The following is a 19,903-nucleotide window of genomic DNA, read 5'->3' on the forward strand; positions in this document are numbered from 1 at the left end:
TCAGGGATGAGGGTTTTTTGTTGATTTTAGAAAAATCTGAATTCTTGCAGTGGTCATCTAAGCAGATAAAGCCGTACATATTAAAGGAGGTTTTCACATTGAGTTTTCAGCATCGGGAAATTGAAAAGAAGTGGCAGGATTATTGGCTGACACATAAAACATTCGCCACATCTGACTCGGAAGATAAACCAAAGTTTTATGCGCTTGATATGTTTCCATATCCATCAGGAGCAGGGCTTCATGTTGGGCATCCTGAGGGCTACACAGCAACGGATATTTTATCACGTATGAAACGTATGCAGGGGTATGATGTTCTTCATCCAATGGGATGGGACGCATTTGGTCTTCCAGCAGAACAATATGCACTGGATACAGGAAATGACCCGGCTGCATTTACAGAAGAGAACATCAATAATTTCCGCCGCCAAATTCAATCACTAGGGTTCTCGTATGATTGGGATCGGGAAATCAACACGACAGATCCGAATTATTACAAATGGACACAGTGGATTTTCTTGAAATTGTACGAAAAAGGGCTGGCGTATATTGATGAAGTACCAGTGAACTGGTGCCCAGCACTCGGCACAGTTCTTGCAAATGAAGAAGTCATTGACGGGAAAAGTGAACGCGGAGGACATCCTGTTGAAAGACGTCCAATGAAGCAATGGATGCTAAAGATTACAGCATATGCGGACAGGCTGTTAGAAGATTTAGAAGACATTGATTGGCCTGAAAGCATCAAAGATATGCAGCGTAACTGGATCGGACGTTCTGAAGGTGCACATGTTCACTTCGAAGTCGAAGGACATGACGAACAATTTACCGTTTTTACAACGCGTCCTGATACACTTTTTGGTGCAACATATGCGGTTCTTGCACCAGAGCATGCCCTTGTTGAAAAAATAACAACAGCTGCTCAAAAAGAAGCAGTGGAAGCATATATCAAAGAGATTCAATCTAAGAGTGACTTAGAGCGGACAGATCTTGCTAAAACGAAAACGGGCATTTTCACAGGTGCGTATGCGATCAATCCTATAAATGGTGAAAAGATGCCGATTTGGATTGCAGATTACGTGTTAGCTACATATGGCACAGGAGCGATTATGGCAGTACCTGCCCATGATGAGCGTGATTATGAATTCGCCAAAACATTTGATCTTCCAATCAAAGAGGTTGTAGAAGGCGGAGACATTGAAAAAGAAGCCTACACAGGTGATGGAACACACATTAACTCTGATTTCTTAAATGGCTTAGGGAAAGAAGAAGCGATTGAAAAAGCCATTGCATGGCTTGAAGAACATCAGAAAGGTGAAAAGAAGGTCACGTACCGTTTAAGAGACTGGCTGTTCAGCCGTCAGCGCTACTGGGGTGAGCCGATTCCAATCATTCATTGGGAGGACGGAACATCTTCAGCTGTTTCGGAGGAGGAGCTCCCACTGATTTTGCCTAAGACGACTGAAATTAAGCCAAGCGGAACAGGTGAATCACCTTTAGCCAATATCAAAGAGTGGGTTGAAGTTGTAGATCCGGTTACAGGTAAAAAAGGCCGCCGTGAAACCAATACAATGCCACAATGGGCAGGAAGCTGCTGGTACTTCTTACGTTACATTGATCCACATAACACAGAAGAACTTGCTTCTCCTGAAAAGCTAAAAAAATGGCTTCCAGTTGATGTGTATATTGGTGGAGCGGAACATGCCGTACTGCATCTGTTATATGCGCGCTTCTGGCATAAATTCTTGTATGATATCGGCGTTGTCCCAACAAAAGAACCTTTCATGAAGTTGTTCAACCAAGGGATGATTCTTGGTGAAAATAATGAAAAAATGAGTAAATCCAAAGGAAATGTTGTCAATCCAGATGACATCGTAGAATCTCATGGAGCGGATACATTAAGACTTTATGAAATGTTCATGGGGCCTTTAGATGCGTCAATCGCCTGGTCTGAAACAGGACTTGATGGTGCTCGTCGTTTCCTTGATCGTGTATGGCGTCTATTCACAAATGAAGATGGCTCACTTAGTGATAAAGTGACAGAGCAATCAGGCGGCGAATTAGAACGCAGCTATCATGAAACAGTGATGAAAGTGACGGATCATTATGAAGGTTTACGCTTCAATACAGGAATTTCACAGCTCATGGTGTTTATCAATGATGCGTATAAGGCTGACACATTACCGAAAGAATATGCTGAAGGCTTTGTGAAACTTCTTTCTCCAATTGCCCCTCACTTAGCGGAAGAGCTTTGGAATAAACTTGGTCATGAAGGGTCCATTTCTTATGAAGCATGGCCACAATATGACGAGTCGAAGCTTGTCGATGACGAAGTGGAAATTGTCGTACAGCTGAATGGTAAAGTAAAGGCGAAATTAACCGTTCCTGCTGATGCAACAAGAGAGCAGCTAGAAGAACTTGCGAAAAATGATGCACGAGTAAAAGAACAGCTTGAAGGGAAAACAATCCGTAAAGTGATTGCGGTTCCTGGAAAGCTTGTCAATATTGTTGCGAACTAATGATCACACCCATCGGTATCAACCGGTGGGTGTTCTTTATTTCCCGGGACATAATTTTGTCGAAAACAAGGTGATTTCCCAATCGATCTCGTATTTAAAAAGTTGATCAAGAAAATGAGGAGTGACGTCAATGGAAAAGGAAAGCAAACGTGAACAACTGCTCAACTTATTAGGAGAAATGCCAGAGCGCCATCGTGTAGAGGCGTATACGTTAAAAATTGAGGAACGTGAATCGTACTTGGTTGAAACACTCATTCTCTCTATTCATGGAGTGGAGGAAGTTCCGGCTTATTTTGTGAAGCCAAAGGATACAGTCAAAAAAAGACCTGTGGTATTGTTCCAGCACTCCCATGGCGGGAATTATACGGATGGAAAAGATGAGTTATTAAAGGGTGCTCATTATTTGCAGGCGCCTTCTTATGCGAAAGAATTTACTTCAAAAGGATATAGTGTACTGGCAATAGATCATGCAGGCTTTGGGGAAAGAAGGGGCAGAACGGAAAGTGAAATTTTCAAGGAAATGCTGTTAACAGGAAAAGTGATGTGGGGCATGATGCTGTATGAAAGCATGTGTGCGATTGATTATTTGCTGTCTCGTTCCGATGTGCTCTCAGAGAGATTAGCAGTTTTTGGGATGTCAATGGGTGGCCTTCTTTCATGGTGGACGGCTGCACTTGATGAGAGGGTCAGTGTGTGTATTGATCTTTGCGCGCAGGTTGATCATCACACATTGATTGAAACGAACAATTTAGACAGACATGGCTTTTACTACTATGTACCGAGCTTAGCCAAACATTTTACAGCAGCTGACATCCAGGAAATGATCTTTCCAAGACCTCATTTAAGCTTAGTCGGGAAACACGATCAGCTCACACCCGCTGCGGGTGTTGGGCGGATTCAGCAGACATTAAGTCAAATCTATCAAGCGGCCTCATTAAAGGAACGGTATCAGCTTGTTGGTCTTCATGCAGGTCATTTTGAAACCGCTACCATGCGGCACGAGGCGACACGTTTTTTGAAAAAGTGGCTGTAATCAATAGAAGGCTTGGACATACTACGTCAAAAGAAGGAGGAGACAGATGAAAAAAATCACCATGATTGGCGGATGTGGTATCATCGGACGTCTATTAACAAAAGAGCTCTCTTCTGAGTATGACGTGACCATCATTGATCAAACAAGATGTGCAGAAAAAGTTCTTATAGCAGATGCGAATGATGAAGAGGAGTTGTATCAAACCATTCCCCAAGATACAGATGCCATCATTCACCTTCTGAACATGGAAATGACGCATGATGTGATGAATGCAGAGGAATTTGCAAAAATGAATGATGTTTTTTGGAGAAGCACCTATCATATGTTTCGTTCAGCGGCCCGGTTAAGCATTCCAAAAGTCATTTTTGCAAGCAGTAACCACGTGACAGATCGATATGAAAAGGATGGGCGCTCCTTATTAGGGCGAGAGATTACGACGGATGATGTACCTTCAACAAAAAATGTGTATGGCATATTAAAATTTGCCTCCGAACAGCTAGGACGTTTGTTTCATGATCAAACTGGGATATCTGTCATTAATTTGCGTATTGGAACTGTCGCAGCAGATGAGAAGGAGGAATTACACAAGAAAAAAAGAACGAAAAGAACACTGCTTTCACATGAAGATCTCTTTGGCATGACGAAGGCAGCCATTGAAACGGATATTCCGTTTGGGACATATTATGCTGTATCAGAAAACGAAGAAAAGCCTTGGTCTACTCATAAAACGAGGGAGGAGCTAGGCTACAGGCCAGATGTGAATACAACAGAGATCCTTGAAGAAGATGATCAGGCATAGGGCATAATCATGACATTAGCTCATGAACTTATTCTTTTGTTTCCTAAGCACAAAAGCACGAATGGCATGATCACCTGTGGGGTCTGTCAAGATGATTATAGACGCTTTCTTCCTTCGTTTGGTACATTTTAATCACGATATCGTCAAAGGCTGCAGCTTATTTCCAGACGAAATGATAACGCTTACAAAGAAAGGGCGTGATGAACATAGATCGTTCTATTAAAGGCCGATTGTTCAATTTATTTAATTACTCTTTTCTACTCACGTTCGCATTAATATGTGTGCTACCGTTCATCCATGTCATTGCCGCTTCTTTTGCTACAGTAGAAGAGGTCATCTCAAAGAAGTTTATTTTGTTTCCGACGACGTTTTCTCTTGAGGCCTATCGCTATATTTTTTCTACAGATATTGTATATCGCAGCCTCATCGTTTCCATTCTTGTCACGGTCGTTGGAACAGCTGTCAGCATGTTTTTGTCCTCACTCATGGCATACGGGCTGTCTCGTCAGGAGCTAAAAGGCCGGAGAACACTCATGTTTCTCGTTGTCTTCACGATGCTGTTTAGCGGGGGAATGATCCCGACGTTTATTGTCGTGAAAACACTTGGTCTGCTTGATACTTACTGGTCACTTATTCTACCAGTAGCCATCAATGCGTTCAATTTGATTATTCTGAAAAACTTCTTTCAAAACATTCCGGCAAGCCTTGAAGAGTCAGCGAAGATGGATGGCTGTAATGATTTAGGGATCTTCTTTAAAATTGTGCTGCCACTTTCTTTGCCAGCAATTGCGACGATTTCACTTTTTTATGCCGTGACGTATTGGAACACTTACATGACTGCCATCCTGTATTTAAATGATTCAGTGAAATGGCCGATTCAGGTACTCCTGAGACAAATCGTCATTGTATCAAGCGGAATGCAGGGAGATATGTCGGATATGGGATCATCTACGCCGCCGCCAGACCAAACCATTAAAATGGCTGTTATTGTTGTGGCGACCATTCCGGTGCTGCTTGTCTATCCATTTATTCAAAAGCATTTCAACAAAGGGGCATTACTCGGTTCTGTAAAGGGTTAAAAAGATGGAACAACGGAGGGATCATATGGGGAGAAAGAAATTATGGCTGATTGCGTTTGTTTTGTTATTTGCTGCAAGCGGCATTTTGTCAGCATGTTCAAGTAAGGGAGCAAGCTCATCAGATGAAAAGGTTGATTTAGACAAAAAGGTGAAGCTGACATGGATGGCCATTTTGTATCACCAGCAGCCGCCGAAAGATACGGTATTAAAAGAGATTGAGAAGCTCACAAATACAGAGCTTGATATTACATGGGTGCCTGATGCGGTGAAGGAAGACCGTTTAAATTCAGCACTTGCCGCCGGGAATCTCCCACAAATTGTGACGATTCAAGACATTAAGAATTCGTCGGCGATTAATGCGTTCAGATCAGGCATGTTCTGGGAAATCGGTCCGTACTTAAAGGATTATCCAAATTTAAGTAAGATGAACGAACTGATTAATAAAAACGCCTCTATAGACGGTAAGCTTTATGGTATTTATAGAGAGAGACCGCTTTCAAGACAAGGGATTGTCATTCGAAAGGATTGGCTTGAAAATTTAAATTTGGATACACCAAAAACGTTGGATGATCTTTATGAAGTAGCCAAGGCATTTACTGAAAAAGACCCAAATCAAAATGGAAAAGCCGATACAATTGGCTTTACAGATCGAAACGATTTGATTTATGGGGCATTTAAAACACTTGGTTCGTATGAAGGAATGCCGACAGATTGGAAAGAAGAAAACGGCAAATTCACACCAGACTTTATGACAGATGAGTATATGAATACAATGAAATACATGAAAAAGCTGCGTGACAATGGCTATATTAACAAAGATTTCCCTGTCACAAGTAAAACACAGCAGCAGGAATTGTTCTCACAAGGAAAAGCGGGCATTTATGTTGGAAATATGGTCGATGCGGTGAACCTAAGAGATGACGCTACCGATAAAAACATGGAAGTGGACATTATCAACCGAATCAAAGGCCCAGATGGCAAAGAACGTGTATGGGCATCAGGCGGTCATAATGGTATCTTCGCATTCCCTAAAACAAGCGTCAAAACAGAGGCGGAGTTAAAGCGAATTTTGGCCTTCTTTGACCGCATTGCTGAAGAAGATGTGTATGGTCTCATGACTTACGGGATTGATGGAAAGCATTATAACAAGCAAGATGGAAATACATTTGTGAGAGAAGAAAGCCAAGTGAAAAGCTGGCAGACAGATGTACAGCCGCTTGTCAGCCTTGTAGGGATTGATAAACGTTACTTGAAAAATAAAGGAGACCCAGTTCGAACAAAATACGAAGAGCTGGAAGAAGACAATAAAAAAATCATCGTCGCCAACCCTGCTGAAAGCCTGTATTCAGAAACAGCATCAGAGCGTGGAAACGAATTGAAAAAAATCATTGATGATGCCACCTATAAGTTCATTCTTGGAGATATAAACGAAGAGCAATTTAAGAAAGATATAGAGAAGTGGAAATCAAATGGTGGAAATAAAATCATCGAGGAATATGAAGCGTCCTTTAAAAAATCATAAACAAAACGCCCCGCTTAGCAAAAAAGCGGGGTGTTTTCTTTAAAAGTCAAAGTTATCTGGATCAGGACCAATTCGTTAAAGTGCCTGTTCAGAACAATAAGGAGTGAAGAAACGATGGAAAAGAAGAAATATAATATTTCTGTGGAGGCAACGCTTGAGGTCATTGGCGGGAAATGGAAGTGCGTCATTTTATGCCATTTGACACATGGGAAAAAGCGGACGAGTGAATTAAAGCGGCTCATGCCAAACATCACACAGAAAATGCTCACACAGCAGCTCAGAGAGCTTGAAAGTGACGGGGGGATTAACCGCATTGTGTATGAACAAGTGCCGCCTAAAGTGGAATATGAATTAAGTGAATACGGACAGTCACTCGAAAGAATTTTGAATGCATTATGTGATTGGGGAGCAGCCCATATTGAACGAGTGTATGGAGAGCCGCTTTCAGTGCTGGAAGACAGTATTCTGAATGAACAGTTTAAATAAATAAAGTCCCGCTTCTTTTGAGAGCGGGACTTTGCTTTATATGCCTTTTTTCTGATCGCGATATTTACCAGGTGTCGTTCCTTCCAGCTTTTTAAAGGAGCGAATGAAATTTTGCGGGTTTTTATATTTTAGCTTTTCGGAAATTTCTTTCACGGACATATCCGTTTCGACAAGCCAGTTTTTGGCGACATGATGTCTGTAGGACGAAAGATATTCACTAAAGGAGATATCCATTTCCTTTCTGAAAATACTGCTTAAATAATTTGGATTGTAATGTAGGCGTGTGGCGATTTCATCCAAGGTGAGATCTGAGTCAAATTCTTGATGAATGATATGGATGATTTTCTCTGAAATATTTTTGTACTGCGAGTCTTCACGTGCACCAAGCTGATCAATGATCGGCCGAATGATCTCATGCTTCAGCCATGCCTCTGTGTCTTCAAAGGTTTTAAATTCAAAGATCGTATCATAGAGCATTTTATTGTCTTCCACCTCAAATAATTCAATGCCAAGCAAATGCATCAGCTCGATCAAATTATTTAAAAAGCGGGCGAGGGCGATATGGTATTCGTGCGGTCCAGCATTTTTAGAAAAAATGGATTGCAGGAGCACATGTAAATAGTGATCCGCCTTGCCTTGATCGCCAGCTTTGATCGCATCAAATAAATCATGCTGTAGCTGCTTGGGAAAGTGGGTTTTAAAGGTCTTTCCTGGCTGGATATGCTCATATAAGATAATGGACTTTTTCTCTGCTTTGAGTCTATATTTTAAGGCTTCTTTCCCTTCAATATACGCATGTTTTGCCATGGTGAGCTCTTTAAACTGGCGGCTAATACCGATGCTGATTGACAAACCAAGCTCTTCCTCGATACGCTGCTGAATGATTTCAGCTAATTGGTTTAAATATTCAGTAAATTCTTCCTCTGACTTTGATTGGTTGAGGATGATCGTTGTTTGATGCTGATTGACAACGGTTGGCTGAAGGTGCTCATCTTGCGGAATAATTTGCTCGATCAGTCCATTGATCGCAAACAAAAGCAAGTCAGCATCCTTTTTTTCATACGGCGTTCCTTTCAGCGTATCAATTTGGGTCACAAGCATGGATAAATGGGACCATTCACGAGGGAAGCCTAAACTTTGGAATCGATTGTTAATCTCTTCTTCCGTCAGCTTTCCGAGCAAAAGCCGCACCATAAAGTATTGCTGTAAATGGGTCACTTGCTGCTCAATGCGTTCCTCTAAATCATTGTTTTGATCTTTCATTTGTTTAATGCTCGACTCGATTAATTCAAACTCATTTTGGAAAGGCTGCTTATGCAAAAAGGATTCATTGCGTGCAAAGGATTCGTATAATAAGCGGATCGGTTTATAAAAGTGTCTGGAACCAAACCATGAAAATAGTAATGAAAGCGCTAACAAAATAGAGCAAATAATAAAGGTAATCCATCCAATTGATTTCGTTTGCTGTTTGAGTTCTGGAATGGAGACAAAGGATAGGTACGTCCATTCGTTATAGTCTGATTTTTGAAATGTAATTTGATAGTTGAGTTCATCAATCTTCGTATCAAATTGTCCTGATCGTTCTTCAAGTGACAGCACACGCTTGACGAAATCCTGGTTTTTCAAAGATTCACCGATTTGTTCTTTGCGATTATGTAGCAGCACTTTTCCGTTTGTATCAATGACCATCATACTATCAGATTGAGAGAAGTCAGGCATGTTGTCAGCAATCGTGCAGCTTGGAATGCTGGCGACGGCGACTCCCTTTTTTTGAACACTGTTCATAGGAAGTTGTTTAATTAAGTTCACATTGTATTTGCAAAAGGACGTTTTTCCTTCTTTTGTTGCGACAAGTGGATTATTTTCTTCAAGTGCCCAGCTAGAGTGACTCGGAATATTGAGGTAAGAAGTTAACGCTTTTTCTTGGTCTCCATTCGTTAGATGATAAAGACCGGAATTGTTCATGTACCAATCCTCCATCTTACTAACAAGTGTAATATTGGAGAGGTCGGTATCGAAGGTTTGCAGGTAATTTAGTTCTTGCTGTACTTGATTATAAAGCTGGAATTGGTCTGGATGTAAAGGTTCAGCCAGTGTTTGAAGGAGAGGCGGCGAACTGACATAGTGAGTGAGAGAATGATCTACTGTCTTTAAAATATGCTCAATATTGGATTGTGTTTGTTTAATGCTGTCCAGCTTTTCATTTGAGATATTTTCAAGTGCAGTTTTTTGCGAATGCTGATAAGAGAAAATACCGACAATGATTACAGGAATTGTACTAAGCATGAAAAAAAACGTCACAAGCTTGTAATAAAATTTATATTGCCTTCTTTTCATAAAACCCCCCATTTCAAACGAAGCAACTTTTCCCCTTAATTTATTAATCCAAAAATCTGGTAGGTTTGTCAATAATCATTTTCTGAGATTAGGATCATTTTCTCATGTTTTATGTAACGTTTTGAGTAGCACCCCCTAAGGAAATATGATCTGATGATATGATTGTAGACGGATTTTTCATCCTTAAGATACAGTTAACACATGCATCAGCATGAGGGGGAGGCTTTATCAATGAAAACACAGGATGTCACTGCCAAGGGTGTGCCTGCGGCAGCTTTGAAAAAAGAAAAGAGAAAGCGCTTACTTAATCAATTACTTAGTCAAAAGTTTTTGTATTTAATGATTTTGCCGGGGTTCATCTATTTTATTGTCTTTAAATATGTACCGATGTGGGGACTGATTATTGCCTTTCAAGATTATCAGCCGTTTCTCGGCATTCTTGGGAGTGAGTGGGTTGGATTCAAACACTTTATTCGATTGTTTACAGAACCAACATTTTTCATCTTATTAAAAAATACGTTAATTCTATTCGCCATGAATGTCGTGATTTTTTTTCCAATTCCGATTTTATTAGCTCTTTTGTTAAACGAAGTGAGATTGGCATTGTTTAAGAAATTTGTTCAGACGATGATTTATATCCCTCACTTCATGTCATGGGTCATTGTTGTGTCCTTATCTTTTGTTTTGTTAACGGTAGATGGTGGGTTAATTAATGAATTGATTGCGTTCTTTGGAGGAGAGAAGATTAACTTTCTCCTTAGTCAAGAATGGTTTAGACCGATGTACATTTTACAGGTGATTTGGAGAGAAGCAGGTTGGTCGACAATCATTTATCTTGCGGCGATTACGGCGGTAGATCCACAGTTATATGAAGCAGCGAAAATGGATGGAGCCGGCAGGCTGAGACAAATGTGGCATATTACCCTTCCTGCGATTAAGAGCGTCATTGTCGTTCTGCTGATTTTAAAAATCGGTGATACATTAGAGCTTGGCTTTGAGCATGTTTATCTATTGCTGAATGCAACGAACCGGGAAGTAGCAGAGATTTTTGATACGTACGTCTATACAGCTGGTCTTAAGCAAGGACAATTCAGCTATAGTACCGCTGTTGGTTTATTTAAAGCAGCCGTTGGACTTATTTTGGTCATGATGGCGAATCGTTTAGCGAAGAAGTTTGGGGAAGAAGGTATTTACTAAAAAGGGAGATGAAGATCAATGACAGTATCGACTGAACAGCTATCACCGCTTGAGCAAGCAGAGAAATTAGCACAGACAATAATGAAAGCGTATACACCGATTGAACTTCCGCCAGCGGGAAGATGGCACTATCACCAAGGGGTGTTCCTTTGCGGTGTGATGAAGCTTTACGAAGCAACCGGGAACAAGGCGTATGTCGATTATGTGAAAAACTATGCGGACGCACTCATTGATGATCATGGAAATCTGTTATTTCGCAGAGATGAACTTGATGCGATCCAAGCAGGGCTCATTTTATTTCCGTTAATTGAAAGAACAGGAGAGCAGCGGTATGTGCGGGCAGCAGAAAAGCTGCGCGGTCTTTATCACACGCTCAATCGCACGTCTGAGGGCGGATTTTGGCATAAAGACCATTATGCCTATCAAATGTGGCTTGATGGTCTCTATATGGGTGGTCCTTTTGCTTTAAAGTATGCTCAGTTGAAAGGAGAGGAGGAGCTTGTGGAGATGGTCATCCACCAGGAGCACCTCATGAGAAAGCATACAAAAGATGAAAAAACCGGCCTTTACTATCACGCATGGGATGAACGGAAAGTGATGCCATGGGCAGATGAAAAAACCGGCTGTTCCCCGGAATTTTGGGCAAGATCCTTTGGCTGGTATGTCCTTGCATTAGCCGATATGATCGAGGATCTGCCAGAGGGACATGAAGGGCGAAAGGTGTGGAAGGATACACTGACAGATATGCTGGAAAGTGTGGCTAAGTATCAGGATGATGAGACTGGTCTTTGGTATCAAATCATTGATAAAGGCAACCAGAGCGACAATTGGCTTGAAAGCTCAGGGTCTTGTCTATTTATGTATGCAATGGCTAAAGCCATGAATGAGGGATATGTCAGTCTTCGATATGTTGATCACGTTGTCAAAGCGTATCAAGGCTTGATTCAGTATAAGACGGCGGAAAAAGAGAACGGTGATTTTGTTGTAAACGATATCTGCATTGGAACATCTGCGGGATTTTATGATTATTACGTTGGAAGAGAGCGGAGTACAAATGATTTGCATGGAGCAGGCGCTTTTATTATGGCGTTAACTGAGCTAGAAAAGCTGTCTGTGTTTCAAAAGGCATGAGGCGGCGTCAAAGGGCTGCATGGCTTTTGAGTTTCATCGCTGCCTTTTGTTTGTCAGCCTGTCAGGGGAAAACAGAAGGGATCGATGTCCTGATTTTTTCTGACATGTCAAAGGGAATGAAAGATCAATTAGTGAAAAAGGCTTTTCAGCCGAATCAGGAGACATATGACGTTCACATCTTCCCGGCAATTCCTGAGAAGCTTCTTGTTGAAATTACCGCAAAAGAGGGGGACGTGATGCTTGTCCCAGAAGAAATGTTTAGAACGTATGATGATCCTGAAAGCTTTCAGCTGCTCGAAGAGATGGGGATAGATGGTGAAGGGGCGGGACCGTACACGGTTGAAGATCCAAAGACGGGGCATACAATCGATTATGCGGTCCAAATCAATAAAGGAACGAAGCAGCTAAACGGCTATACCTTTCGATTACATCGAGATATGGTCGCCTTCATTCCTATATATGCGGAGAAATCAGAAGAGGCGCTGTCTCTTATGAAACAGCTTCGTGAAAATCGTTAGTCAAAGGGGTGGGGAATGTGAAAAGGGTCGTCGTTTGCGGGCTTAGTCACCGTGCTTTCAATATGTTTATCAAACCGCTCACCGAGGATTTCAATGAGCACTATAGAATTACAGGGCTCTTAGATGTAGATGTGAAGCGGTATACACTTTGTCAGGAACGTTTTCCAGCACTAAGGGGTGTCTCATTTTTTCATGAGGATGCCTTTGATGAGATGGTGAAGGAAGCACAGCCAGATATCGTTATTGTAGCGGGACGGGATGATACGCATGTCACGTATATTATGCAGGCACTTGACCATGATCTCGATGTCATCACTGAAAAGCCAATGGTCACAACAGCAAAAGATGCCAAAAAAGTGATGGATAAAGAGGCAGAGAGCAAAGGGAAGGTCACAGTCACCTTTAATTATCGCTACAATCCATTTCATCGGAAGATAAAAGAGCTTATTTTAGACGGAAAGATTGGAAGGGTCACATCTGTTGAGTTGAGCTGGCTCATTGATACGTATCACGGAGCGAGTTATTTCAAAAGGTGGAACCGCTCGCGTCAATTTTCTGGCGGACTTTCTATTCATAAATCAACCCATCATTTTGATTTGGTCAACTGGTGGATTGATCAAAAGCCGAAGCAAGTCTTTGCCTATGGCGCCCTGAACTATTATGGGGATGAAAGTCCTTGGAATCCTATGCAGAGTGACGAAAATAGATATTGCGGAACATGCCATGTGAAAGATGCATGTCATTATGAAGCAAGGTGGAATCCGCGGTTAGAGCGTTCGAAGGTGGAGGACGACCATATTGAATCAGGTCAGGAGCAGTCAGAGCTGTACTCAAATTACCGCCCTGATGCCTGTATTTTTGATCAGGAAATTGATATTGAGGATACATATGTGGCGTCAGTCGCTTATGACCAAGGGGCTCTGTTAAGCTATTCGATTCAATTCTCAGCACCATATGAAGGCTACCGGCTTGCGATTAACGGGACAAAGGGACGTATTGAAACAAATGAGTTTCATGTGCCATCGAGAATTCCCTTTCAATTTCCGGAACAGACGATTTTCTACTACCCGATGTTTGGTGGAAAAGAGACAATTGAAGTCGTGAAACAGTCAGGTGGACATGGCGGAGGAGATCCGCTGTTATTAGCAGATTTATTTTTAGGAAAAGACCCGCTCATTCCTTATGACATTTCGGCAGGAGCAGAGGCGGGTGCTTATTCGATTGCACTTGGAGAAGGCATGTGGCGCTCAGTAGCAGAAAAACGCCCAATTGACATAGAAGAATTGTTTCAAAAAGAGACGGTGTAACGAGAAAGAGAGGAGGGAACAGAGATGGATCATGATGGATCAATGAGCAGAATGCTGCGGATGTGTGAGTGGGTAATGAGACTCGCCTATACGAATTTGCTATGGCTTTTGTTCACCTTATTAGGGCTTGGAATCTTTGGCTTTATGCCTGCAACAACAGCGTTATTTTCAGTGATGAGAAAGTGGATACAAGGGCACGATCAAGTCAAGGTATTCCGCACTTTTTGGAAGGTATACCGCGAAGAATTTGTACGCTCTAATGTCATTGGAGCGGTGCTAGTCATCATTGGGACAATTATTTATGTGGACCTTGCTTATATTTATCCAACGAGCTGGTTATTACATGTACTTCGTTTTGCAATCTATATCTTTGGTTTTCTGTTTATTGTCAGCCTGTTTTATATTTTTCCGCTGCTGGCTCATTATGATTGGAAAAAACGACTTTATTTAAAGTTTTCCCTTCTACTCGGTATCTCGTATTTACAATATACGCTCTCTATGCTCGTTTTCTCGGCGGTTCTCTTTATCCTATTTGCTTATTTGCCGGGCATCGTGCCGTTTTTTAGCATCAGTATTCTTGCATATGGACACATGTGGCTAGCCTATCAAGTATTTAAAAAGATAGAGTTTGAAAGTGAGCAGCAGGCAGTAGATGTGAAGAAGCGATTGCCGTCTTTCCTGCAATCAAAGCGGGTGAATACGCAGTGATGTGAATGATTTGTTATAATGGTGTCACTGTGAATAAAAGGAGAGATGAGCATCGTGGCAGTAAAAGAAATTTCAATAGAAGAATTACAGCAAAAGCTAGAGCAAGAAGAAGCCATTCAGCTAATTGATGTGCGTGAGGATGAAGAGGTAGCAGAAGGTATGATTCCAGAAGCAGTCCACATTCGCATGGGCGATATCCCAGAGAAACTGGATGCGTTCGATAAATCGCAAGAGTATTACATTATTTGCCGTTCGGGTAAACGCAGTGAGAATGTCTGCTATTTCTTAGAAGACCAAGGCTATCAAGCAACCAATGTCGCTGGTGGCATGCTTGCATGGACAGGAGAAACAAAACCGAAGCTGTAAAATGAAGTCCTTTCATCGACGAGATGGAAGGCTTTTTTTGTTCATATGCCCGCCCTTATATGCATAAAGATAGAGTAGCAAGAGAAGGGAGAGTGGCATATGTGCTGAAGGTAGCTGTGTTTGATGAAGAACACGAGAAAGATTTACAAAGCGAAATCAATCTCTTTTTAAGAGGAATGGACGACGACCAAATTATTGACATCAAATACAATGTAGCGGTGATCTGTGAGCAAGGGGGAGAACAGCTCTACTGTTTTTCTGCGCTCATTTTATATAAAAAATAGACGGCATCCAAAAAGGACCTATTTGGAAGGTCCTTTTCGTTTAACTAGCGTCAATATGCAGCCGATGCTTCTTACAGTGAACACATTGAAAGAGGTAGCCTTGTAAGTCTCCTCCGTTAACGAGCCATTGTTTAAGGTTCTCTTTTGTGACATTTCCGCCGCTGCAAATCTCCTCTATATCCTCTGAGAGTTCTTCCTCTAAATGCTCAATCTCTTTCCATCCAACATACTGGACGATCGCGCAAAAATCTCCACAATGACTTAACCAATATTCCTGCTGCCATCCGTGGTAACCTGGCGTTCTGAAGATCAGTTCATCAATATATTCTTCATGATTAATATATGTTTGAATTTGATCTGTCACATTTTGCAATGTTTCTGGAGAAAAGACTCCCCATAGAACAGCAACAAATGTGATAGCAATCACCATCCAAAATACACTTGATACGTTTTTCACATCATCTCACTCTCCTGTTGTTCTACACGTTTAAGCAGAGGATTTTATTTTAATTCCCCTCTCTCCACTATTTTCAAACAAAAAGGAGGCGAGTTTCTCACTCGACCTCCTTTTTACGTTCACATGTTTCCTTCCGTTTAACGATCATTGATATGTGATGACGATTTTTCCTCAATTCGTTTACGAAGACGGTAGACATATTCTTTTAAGCAAACAGCGAAAATGGTAAACGCCAAAACAATCGCGAATTTTAACGGGGAAATCGACAGCTTCATGATGACAGCCGCTGTCAAGCTAATGACGACTGCAATGACAATTGGAAGTGCGCGTCTAATCATTGAAATCTCTCCTTTACTTCTAGTGCCGCATTCATACCAGCCAGCCTGCCTGTCACAAGTGCTGACGTAATATTGTAGCCGCCTGTGTAACCGTGAATATCTAAAATCTCTCCGCAGAAATAAAGACCACGCATTTTTTTAGATGCCATTTTCTTCGGTTCAATCTCTTTGACAGAAACGCCGCCACCTGTGACAAATGCTTTATCCAGAGATAACGTTCCATTCGCATGAACGATGAAATGTTTGCAATCATGGGCAAACGCACGCAGTTTATCTTTGGCGAGGCCAGAGAACGTATCTTGCGGATCAATGCCATTCCGCTCTAAAAGGAATAATAAGTAGCGTTCTTGCATCCAAGACTTTAGTACATTTTTAATGGCTTTTTTTGGTTCATCTTTTAAATCGCGATGAAGCTTTTGGAACAGCTCCTCGTCATTGAGCTTCGGATATAAGTCAATTTGCAGACGGACGGTCGGCTGTTTTTTCAGCTCCTTTACAACAAATCCGCTGCATCTGAGAACAGCTGGGCCTGATAACCCGAAGTGCGTAAAGATCATATCCATGACATGGGTGACAACAGGTTTTCCTTTTTTATTTAATACACTCACCGCCACACTTCGCAACGAAAGACCTTGAAGCACTTTCTCCTTAATAAAACGTTCATCTGATGTAACGGGTACTTCTGTTGGAAAGAGCTCTGTAATGGTATGACCAGCGGCTTGTGCCCATGCATAGCCATCGCCGGTAGAGCCTGTATGCGGCACACTTTTTCCTCCTACGGCAATGACAACGGCGTTACTTGAAATTTTTTCATCATTATTTGTAACAATTCCCGCCGCTTGTCCGTCTTGATACAGAACTGTTTTAATCTTTTCATTCGTTCGAATGGTGACATTGAGCGCACGGAGCCTGTCTAATAGGGCATCCACAACAGATTGTGCCTTGTTTGAGACAGGGAACATACGTCCATGGTCTTCTTCTTTTAGTTCAATACCTAGCTGTTCAAAGAATGAAATAATATCTTCGTTATTGAACTCAGAAAATGCACTATATAGAAAACGGCCGTTTCCGGGGATATGCTTGATGATTTCTTCTACTGGAAGGCGATTGGTCACATTGCAGCGTCCGCCGCCAGAAATGGCCAGCTTTCTGCCAAGTTTGTTTCCTTTGTCAATTAACAGAACAGTTGCACCGTGCTCTGCTGATGCAATCGCGGCCATCAGTCCAGAAGGTCCGCCGCCAATGACAATGACATCATAATGTTTCATGTTACATTCCTCTTTCTACTTTCAGTCATTTCTCTATTATAACGAAGATCAGGGAAGGCTGAAATATGAATTGATTGGTTTTGTGACTTCTGTATTGGAATTGTTACCTGTGCGATGAAATGATGTGGTAAAATAGTTAAGTTGAATATTCATTAGAAAAATGGTGGTTAAGCGCATGTCTAATAAACTGCTTCGTGGTACGTTGGTTTTAACGATTGGGACTTATCTCTCTCGTATTCTCGGTATGATTTACTTAATTCCATTTAGCGCAATGGTCGGAGCGACTGGTGGTGCGCTATTCCAATATGGATACAATCAGTATACGATCTTTTTAAGTATTGCTACACTTGGTTTTCCAACAGCGGTATCGAAATTTGTCTCCAAATATAATGCAATCGGCGATTATGAGACAACAAGAAAAATGTTCAGGGCGGGTATGTCGGTCATGCTTGTCACCGGTATTATCGCCTTTTCTATTTTATATTTGACCGCCCCGATTTTTGCCAAAATTCAGCTTGGCGGATCGAATGAAACAGGCGGTTTGACGGTCGATCAAGTGGTCTATGTGATTCGAATGGTCAGTTTAGGTCTTTTGGTTGTACCAATTATGAGTCTTGTGCGGGGGTTCTTCCAAGGGCACTCGATGATGGGACCGACAGCTGTTTCCCAAGTCATCGAACAACTTGTCAGAATCATCTTCCTATTAACAGCGACGTTTATTATTTTAAAGGTGCTTGACGGCGGGCTTGTCATTGCGGTCGGTTATGCCACATTTGCGGCACTCATCGGTGCGTTTGGCGGACTATTTACGCTGTATGTGTATTGGCTGAAGCGGAAGGATCGGCTTTTGGCTATGCAGCCGAATACAGGCGCTTATTCTAATTTATCTTATAAGCAAATGTTTACAGAGCTGTTCAGCTATGCAGCACCATATGTGTTTGTTGGACTTGCGATTCCAATCTATTCTTATATTGATACAAATACAATTAACAGGGCCATGATTGCATCAGGGCATCAGGACATTAGTACAGCGGTTCTGTCTATTGTGACGCTTTATTTACCAAAGCTCGTCATGATCCCTGTGTCACTTGCAACCGCATTTGGCTTAACACTGATTCCGACGATTACGGAATCCTTTACATCGCGTAATTACAAGCTGCTAAATCGGCAAATTGATCAAACGATGCAGGTGATTTTATTCTTCGTTCTGCCTGCGTCATTTGGAATCTCGGCATTGGCTGGACCGGTTTATTGGTTTTTCTATCCGTCTGTGCATCCTGAGATTGGGATTTCTATTTTGTTCTGGTATGCACCAGTTGCGTTATTGTTTTCTTTATTCACGATTAACGCAGCAATTTTGCAGGGGATTAACAAACAAAAATTTGCGATTGTCAGTCTTATGTTAGGGATTATCATTAAAACGGTTCTGAATATCCCGCTGATTAGCTGGCTGCAAGGAAACGGTTCTGTGCTCGCAACTGCACTAGGCTACAGTGCATCGATCTTGTATATGTTCATCATGATCAAGCGCCATGCAGGCTATTCGTTCCGCAGGATTTTTAAACGTTTTATTCTCATTAGTATTTTAACGGCGATCATGGCTGTAGTGGCTTATGTGACGAGTCAGCTTGTGAGTCAAGTGATCTCTTATGAAGGCGGAATTGTACAAGCTGGTATTGTCATTTTGATTTCAATGATCACTGGCGGTGGTGTGTACATGTTCCTATCTTACAAAGTTGGATTATTAGAGCGTGTACTTGGCAGACGTATGCCGTCATTTTTAAAACAAAAGAGTTAAGAAGAGGTGGATCATCATGAGGCTGGATAAATTGCTTGCCAATAGCGGCTTTGGTTCAAGAAAAGATGTGAAGAAGCTGGTCAAGGCAAGGGCTGTCACAGTGAATGGAGAAGTGGCGAAGCAGGTGAAAGATCATGTCGATCCATCAAATGATGAAGTGCTCGTGCACGGAGAGCGTGTAGAGTATAAAGAATTCATTTATTTAATGATGAACAAGCCGGATGGCGTCATTTCAGCAACAGAGGATCTGCGAGATGAGACGGTTGTCGATCTACTGGAGCCGGAGGATATCGCAAGGGAGCCGTTCCCTGTGGGGAGACTGGATAAGGACACAGTTGGTCTTCTCCTCCTGACAAATGATGGACAGCTCGCACATCAATTACTTTCTCCAAAAAAGCATGTCCCGAAAACGTATGAAGTTCATCTGAAATATCCGCTCGGAGATCAAGACATGAAACGTCTTGAAGAGGGGGTTGTGATTTTAGACGACTACCAAACGAAGCCGGCAAAGGTTGAAGTGGATGCGAATCAAGAGGCGGATACACGAATTCGTTTAACGATTACTGAAGGGAAATACCATCAAGTGAAGCTGATGGCACAAGCCGTGGGCAATGAAGTGATATTTCTAAAACGACTGTCAATGGGCCCTGTCTCATTAGACGAGGAGTTAACACCCGGAGAGTACCGTGAATTGACAGACGAGGAGTTAGACAGCTTAATCCATTGTGATTAAAATAGAGCAAAAGAAAAGAACCGGCATCT

19 protein-coding genes and 1 other annotated feature (1 of these 20 cut by a window edge) are annotated in these 19,903 nt (G+C 41.8%); of the genes, 15 read left to right on the forward strand and 4 right to left on the reverse strand.

The window, feature by feature from the left end; translation table 11 throughout:
• Window position 1, forward strand: a binding site (T-box leader) (it extends 221 nt beyond the left edge of the window).
• 97 nt (window positions 2-98) lie between these two features.
• The 6 genes from leuS to BK049_RS13720 all read left to right on the forward strand — a co-directional run bounded on the left by leuS (window position 99) and on the right by BK049_RS13720 (window position 7,432).
• The gene (gene leuS, locus BK049_RS13695; RefSeq protein WP_071168748.1) at window positions 99-2,513 is read left to right on the forward strand and encodes a leucine--tRNA ligase; all 2,415 of its coding nucleotides are present in this window, start codon (window positions 99-101) and stop codon (window positions 2,511-2,513) included.
• Window positions 2,514-2,643: 130 nt separating this feature from the next.
• Complete coding sequence (locus BK049_RS13700) at window positions 2,644-3,546, forward strand: alpha/beta hydrolase family protein (protein WP_008356452.1); 903 nt, start codon at window positions 2,644-2,646, stop codon at window positions 3,544-3,546.
• 46 nt (window positions 3,547-3,592) lie between these two features.
• A complete protein-coding gene (locus BK049_RS13705) occupies window positions 3,593-4,345 on the forward strand; it encodes an NAD-dependent epimerase/dehydratase family protein (RefSeq protein ID WP_071168749.1) in 753 nt (250 codons plus the stop codon).
• A 218-nt stretch (window positions 4,346-4,563) separates the two neighbouring features.
• A complete protein-coding gene (locus tag BK049_RS13710; protein WP_145939434.1) occupies window positions 4,564-5,424 on the forward strand; it encodes a carbohydrate ABC transporter permease in 861 nt (286 codons plus the stop codon).
• 25 nt (window positions 5,425-5,449) lie between these two features.
• On the forward strand, window positions 5,450-6,946 hold the full coding sequence (locus BK049_RS13715) for an extracellular solute-binding protein (protein WP_008356446.1): 1,497 nt from the start codon (window positions 5,450-5,452) through the stop codon (window positions 6,944-6,946).
• A gap of 114 nt (window positions 6,947-7,060) precedes the next feature.
• Window positions 7,061-7,432 (forward strand): winged helix-turn-helix transcriptional regulator, encoded by a 372-nt coding sequence (locus BK049_RS13720; RefSeq protein ID WP_071168750.1) that lies wholly within the window; start codon window positions 7,061-7,063, stop codon window positions 7,430-7,432.
• A gap of 36 nt (window positions 7,433-7,468) precedes the next feature.
• On the opposite strand, the gene BK049_RS13725 is transcribed toward BK049_RS13720, so the two are convergent.
• Entirely contained in the window at window positions 7,469-9,769 is a 2,301-nt protein-coding gene (locus BK049_RS13725; RefSeq protein ID WP_008356444.1) for a helix-turn-helix domain-containing protein, read from the reverse strand.
• A gap of 231 nt (window positions 9,770-10,000) precedes the next feature.
• Between BK049_RS13725 and BK049_RS13730 the strand changes: the two genes are divergently transcribed.
• The 7 genes from BK049_RS13730 to BK049_RS13760 all read left to right on the forward strand — a co-directional run bounded on the left by BK049_RS13730 (window position 10,001) and on the right by BK049_RS13760 (window position 15,280).
• On the forward strand, window positions 10,001-10,966 hold the full coding sequence (locus BK049_RS13730; RefSeq protein ID WP_008356442.1) for an ABC transporter permease: 966 nt from the start codon (window positions 10,001-10,003) through the stop codon (window positions 10,964-10,966).
• An 18-nt stretch (window positions 10,967-10,984) separates the two neighbouring features.
• On the forward strand, window positions 10,985-12,097 hold the full coding sequence (locus BK049_RS13735) for a glycoside hydrolase family 88/105 protein (RefSeq protein WP_071168751.1): 1,113 nt from the start codon (window positions 10,985-10,987) through the stop codon (window positions 12,095-12,097).
• Window positions 12,094-12,615, forward strand: a complete 522-nt coding sequence (locus BK049_RS13740; RefSeq protein WP_071168752.1) for a lipoprotein YteS — start codon at window positions 12,094-12,096, stop codon at window positions 12,613-12,615. The genes BK049_RS13735 and BK049_RS13740 overlap by 4 nt, the downstream gene beginning before the upstream one ends.
• A gap of 17 nt (window positions 12,616-12,632) precedes the next feature.
• On the forward strand, window positions 12,633-13,922 hold the full coding sequence (locus BK049_RS13745) for a Gfo/Idh/MocA family protein (RefSeq protein WP_071168753.1): 1,290 nt from the start codon (window positions 12,633-12,635) through the stop codon (window positions 13,920-13,922).
• Between the two features lie 24 nt (window positions 13,923-13,946).
• Entirely contained in the window at window positions 13,947-14,630 is a 684-nt protein-coding gene (locus BK049_RS13750; RefSeq protein WP_071168754.1) for a YesL family protein, read from the forward strand.
• Between the two features lie 54 nt (window positions 14,631-14,684).
• Window positions 14,685-14,996: a rhodanese-like domain-containing protein gene (locus BK049_RS13755; protein WP_071168755.1), complete on the forward strand. Its 312-nt coding sequence runs from the start codon at window positions 14,685-14,687 to the stop codon at window positions 14,994-14,996.
• 101 nt (window positions 14,997-15,097) lie between these two features.
• Entirely contained in the window at window positions 15,098-15,280 is a 183-nt protein-coding gene (locus tag BK049_RS13760) for a sporulation protein Cse60 (protein ID WP_008356431.1), read from the forward strand.
• A 40-nt stretch (window positions 15,281-15,320) separates the two neighbouring features.
• Here BK049_RS13760 and BK049_RS13765 read toward each other — a convergent pair whose 3' ends face one another.
• The 3 genes from BK049_RS13765 to BK049_RS13775 all read right to left on the reverse strand — a co-directional run bounded on the left by BK049_RS13765 (window position 15,321) and on the right by BK049_RS13775 (window position 17,343).
• Window positions 15,321-15,710 carry a CbrC family protein gene (locus BK049_RS13765; RefSeq protein ID WP_425304341.1) on the reverse strand — a complete coding sequence of 130 codons (390 nt, stop codon included), beginning with the start codon at window positions 15,708-15,710 and terminating at the stop codon, window positions 15,321-15,323.
• A gap of 164 nt (window positions 15,711-15,874) precedes the next feature.
• Complete coding sequence (locus BK049_RS13770; protein ID WP_008356429.1) at window positions 15,875-16,075, reverse strand: hypothetical protein; 201 nt, start codon at window positions 16,073-16,075, stop codon at window positions 15,875-15,877.
• Complete coding sequence (locus tag BK049_RS13775) at window positions 16,072-17,343, reverse strand: BaiN/RdsA family NAD(P)/FAD-dependent oxidoreductase (RefSeq protein WP_071168756.1); 1,272 nt, start codon at window positions 17,341-17,343, stop codon at window positions 16,072-16,074. The genes BK049_RS13770 and BK049_RS13775 overlap by 4 nt, the downstream gene beginning before the upstream one ends.
• Window positions 17,344-17,518: 175 nt before the next feature.
• Here BK049_RS13775 and BK049_RS13780 point away from each other — a divergent pair, with 175 nt between their 5' ends.
• Window positions 17,519-19,141, forward strand: a complete 1,623-nt coding sequence (locus BK049_RS13780) for a putative polysaccharide biosynthesis protein (RefSeq protein WP_008356424.1) — start codon at window positions 17,519-17,521, stop codon at window positions 19,139-19,141.
• A gap of 16 nt (window positions 19,142-19,157) precedes the next feature.
• Entirely contained in the window at window positions 19,158-19,874 is a 717-nt protein-coding gene (locus BK049_RS13785; RefSeq protein ID WP_071168757.1) for a pseudouridine synthase, read from the forward strand.
• Window positions 19,875-19,903 lie beyond the last annotated feature (29 nt).

The sequence above is a fragment of the Bacillus xiamenensis genome (assembly GCF_001857925.1).
In the GTDB taxonomy this organism is placed as follows: domain Bacteria; phylum Bacillota; class Bacilli; order Bacillales; family Bacillaceae; genus Bacillus; species Bacillus xiamenensis.

Excerpts from the sequence above, each read along its gene's own strand:
- BK049_RS13735 (WP_071168751.1), top strand. The coding sequence starts at position 10,985 with ATGACAGTATCGACTGAACAGCTATCACCGCTTGAGCAAGCAGAGAAA.
- BK049_RS13775 (WP_071168756.1), bottom strand. The coding sequence starts at position 17,343 with ATGAAACATTATGATGTCATTGTCATTGGCGGCGGACCTTCTGGACTG.
- BK049_RS13785 (WP_071168757.1), top strand. The coding sequence starts at position 19,158 with ATGAGGCTGGATAAATTGCTTGCCAATAGCGGCTTTGGTTCAAGAAAA.
- BK049_RS13770 (WP_008356429.1), bottom strand. The coding sequence starts at position 16,075 with ATGATTAGACGCGCACTTCCAATTGTCATTGCAGTCGTCATTAGCTTG.
- BK049_RS13765 (WP_425304341.1), bottom strand. The coding sequence starts at position 15,710 with ATGGTGATTGCTATCACATTTGTTGCTGTTCTATGGGGAGTCTTTTCT.
- BK049_RS13730 (WP_008356442.1), top strand. The coding sequence starts at position 10,001 with ATGAAAACACAGGATGTCACTGCCAAGGGTGTGCCTGCGGCAGCTTTG.
- BK049_RS13725 (WP_008356444.1), bottom strand. The coding sequence starts at position 9,769 with ATGAAAAGAAGGCAATATAAATTTTATTACAAGCTTGTGACGTTTTTT.
- BK049_RS13740 (WP_071168752.1), top strand. The coding sequence starts at position 12,094 with ATGAGGCGGCGTCAAAGGGCTGCATGGCTTTTGAGTTTCATCGCTGCC.
- BK049_RS13715 (WP_008356446.1), top strand. The coding sequence starts at position 5,450 with ATGGGGAGAAAGAAATTATGGCTGATTGCGTTTGTTTTGTTATTTGCT.
- BK049_RS13720 (WP_071168750.1), top strand. The coding sequence starts at position 7,061 with ATGGAAAAGAAGAAATATAATATTTCTGTGGAGGCAACGCTTGAGGTC.
- BK049_RS13750 (WP_071168754.1), top strand. The coding sequence starts at position 13,947 with ATGGATCATGATGGATCAATGAGCAGAATGCTGCGGATGTGTGAGTGG.
- BK049_RS13780 (WP_008356424.1), top strand. The coding sequence starts at position 17,519 with ATGTCTAATAAACTGCTTCGTGGTACGTTGGTTTTAACGATTGGGACT.
- BK049_RS13705 (WP_071168749.1), top strand. The coding sequence starts at position 3,593 with ATGAAAAAAATCACCATGATTGGCGGATGTGGTATCATCGGACGTCTA.
- BK049_RS13700 (WP_008356452.1), top strand. The coding sequence starts at position 2,644 with ATGGAAAAGGAAAGCAAACGTGAACAACTGCTCAACTTATTAGGAGAA.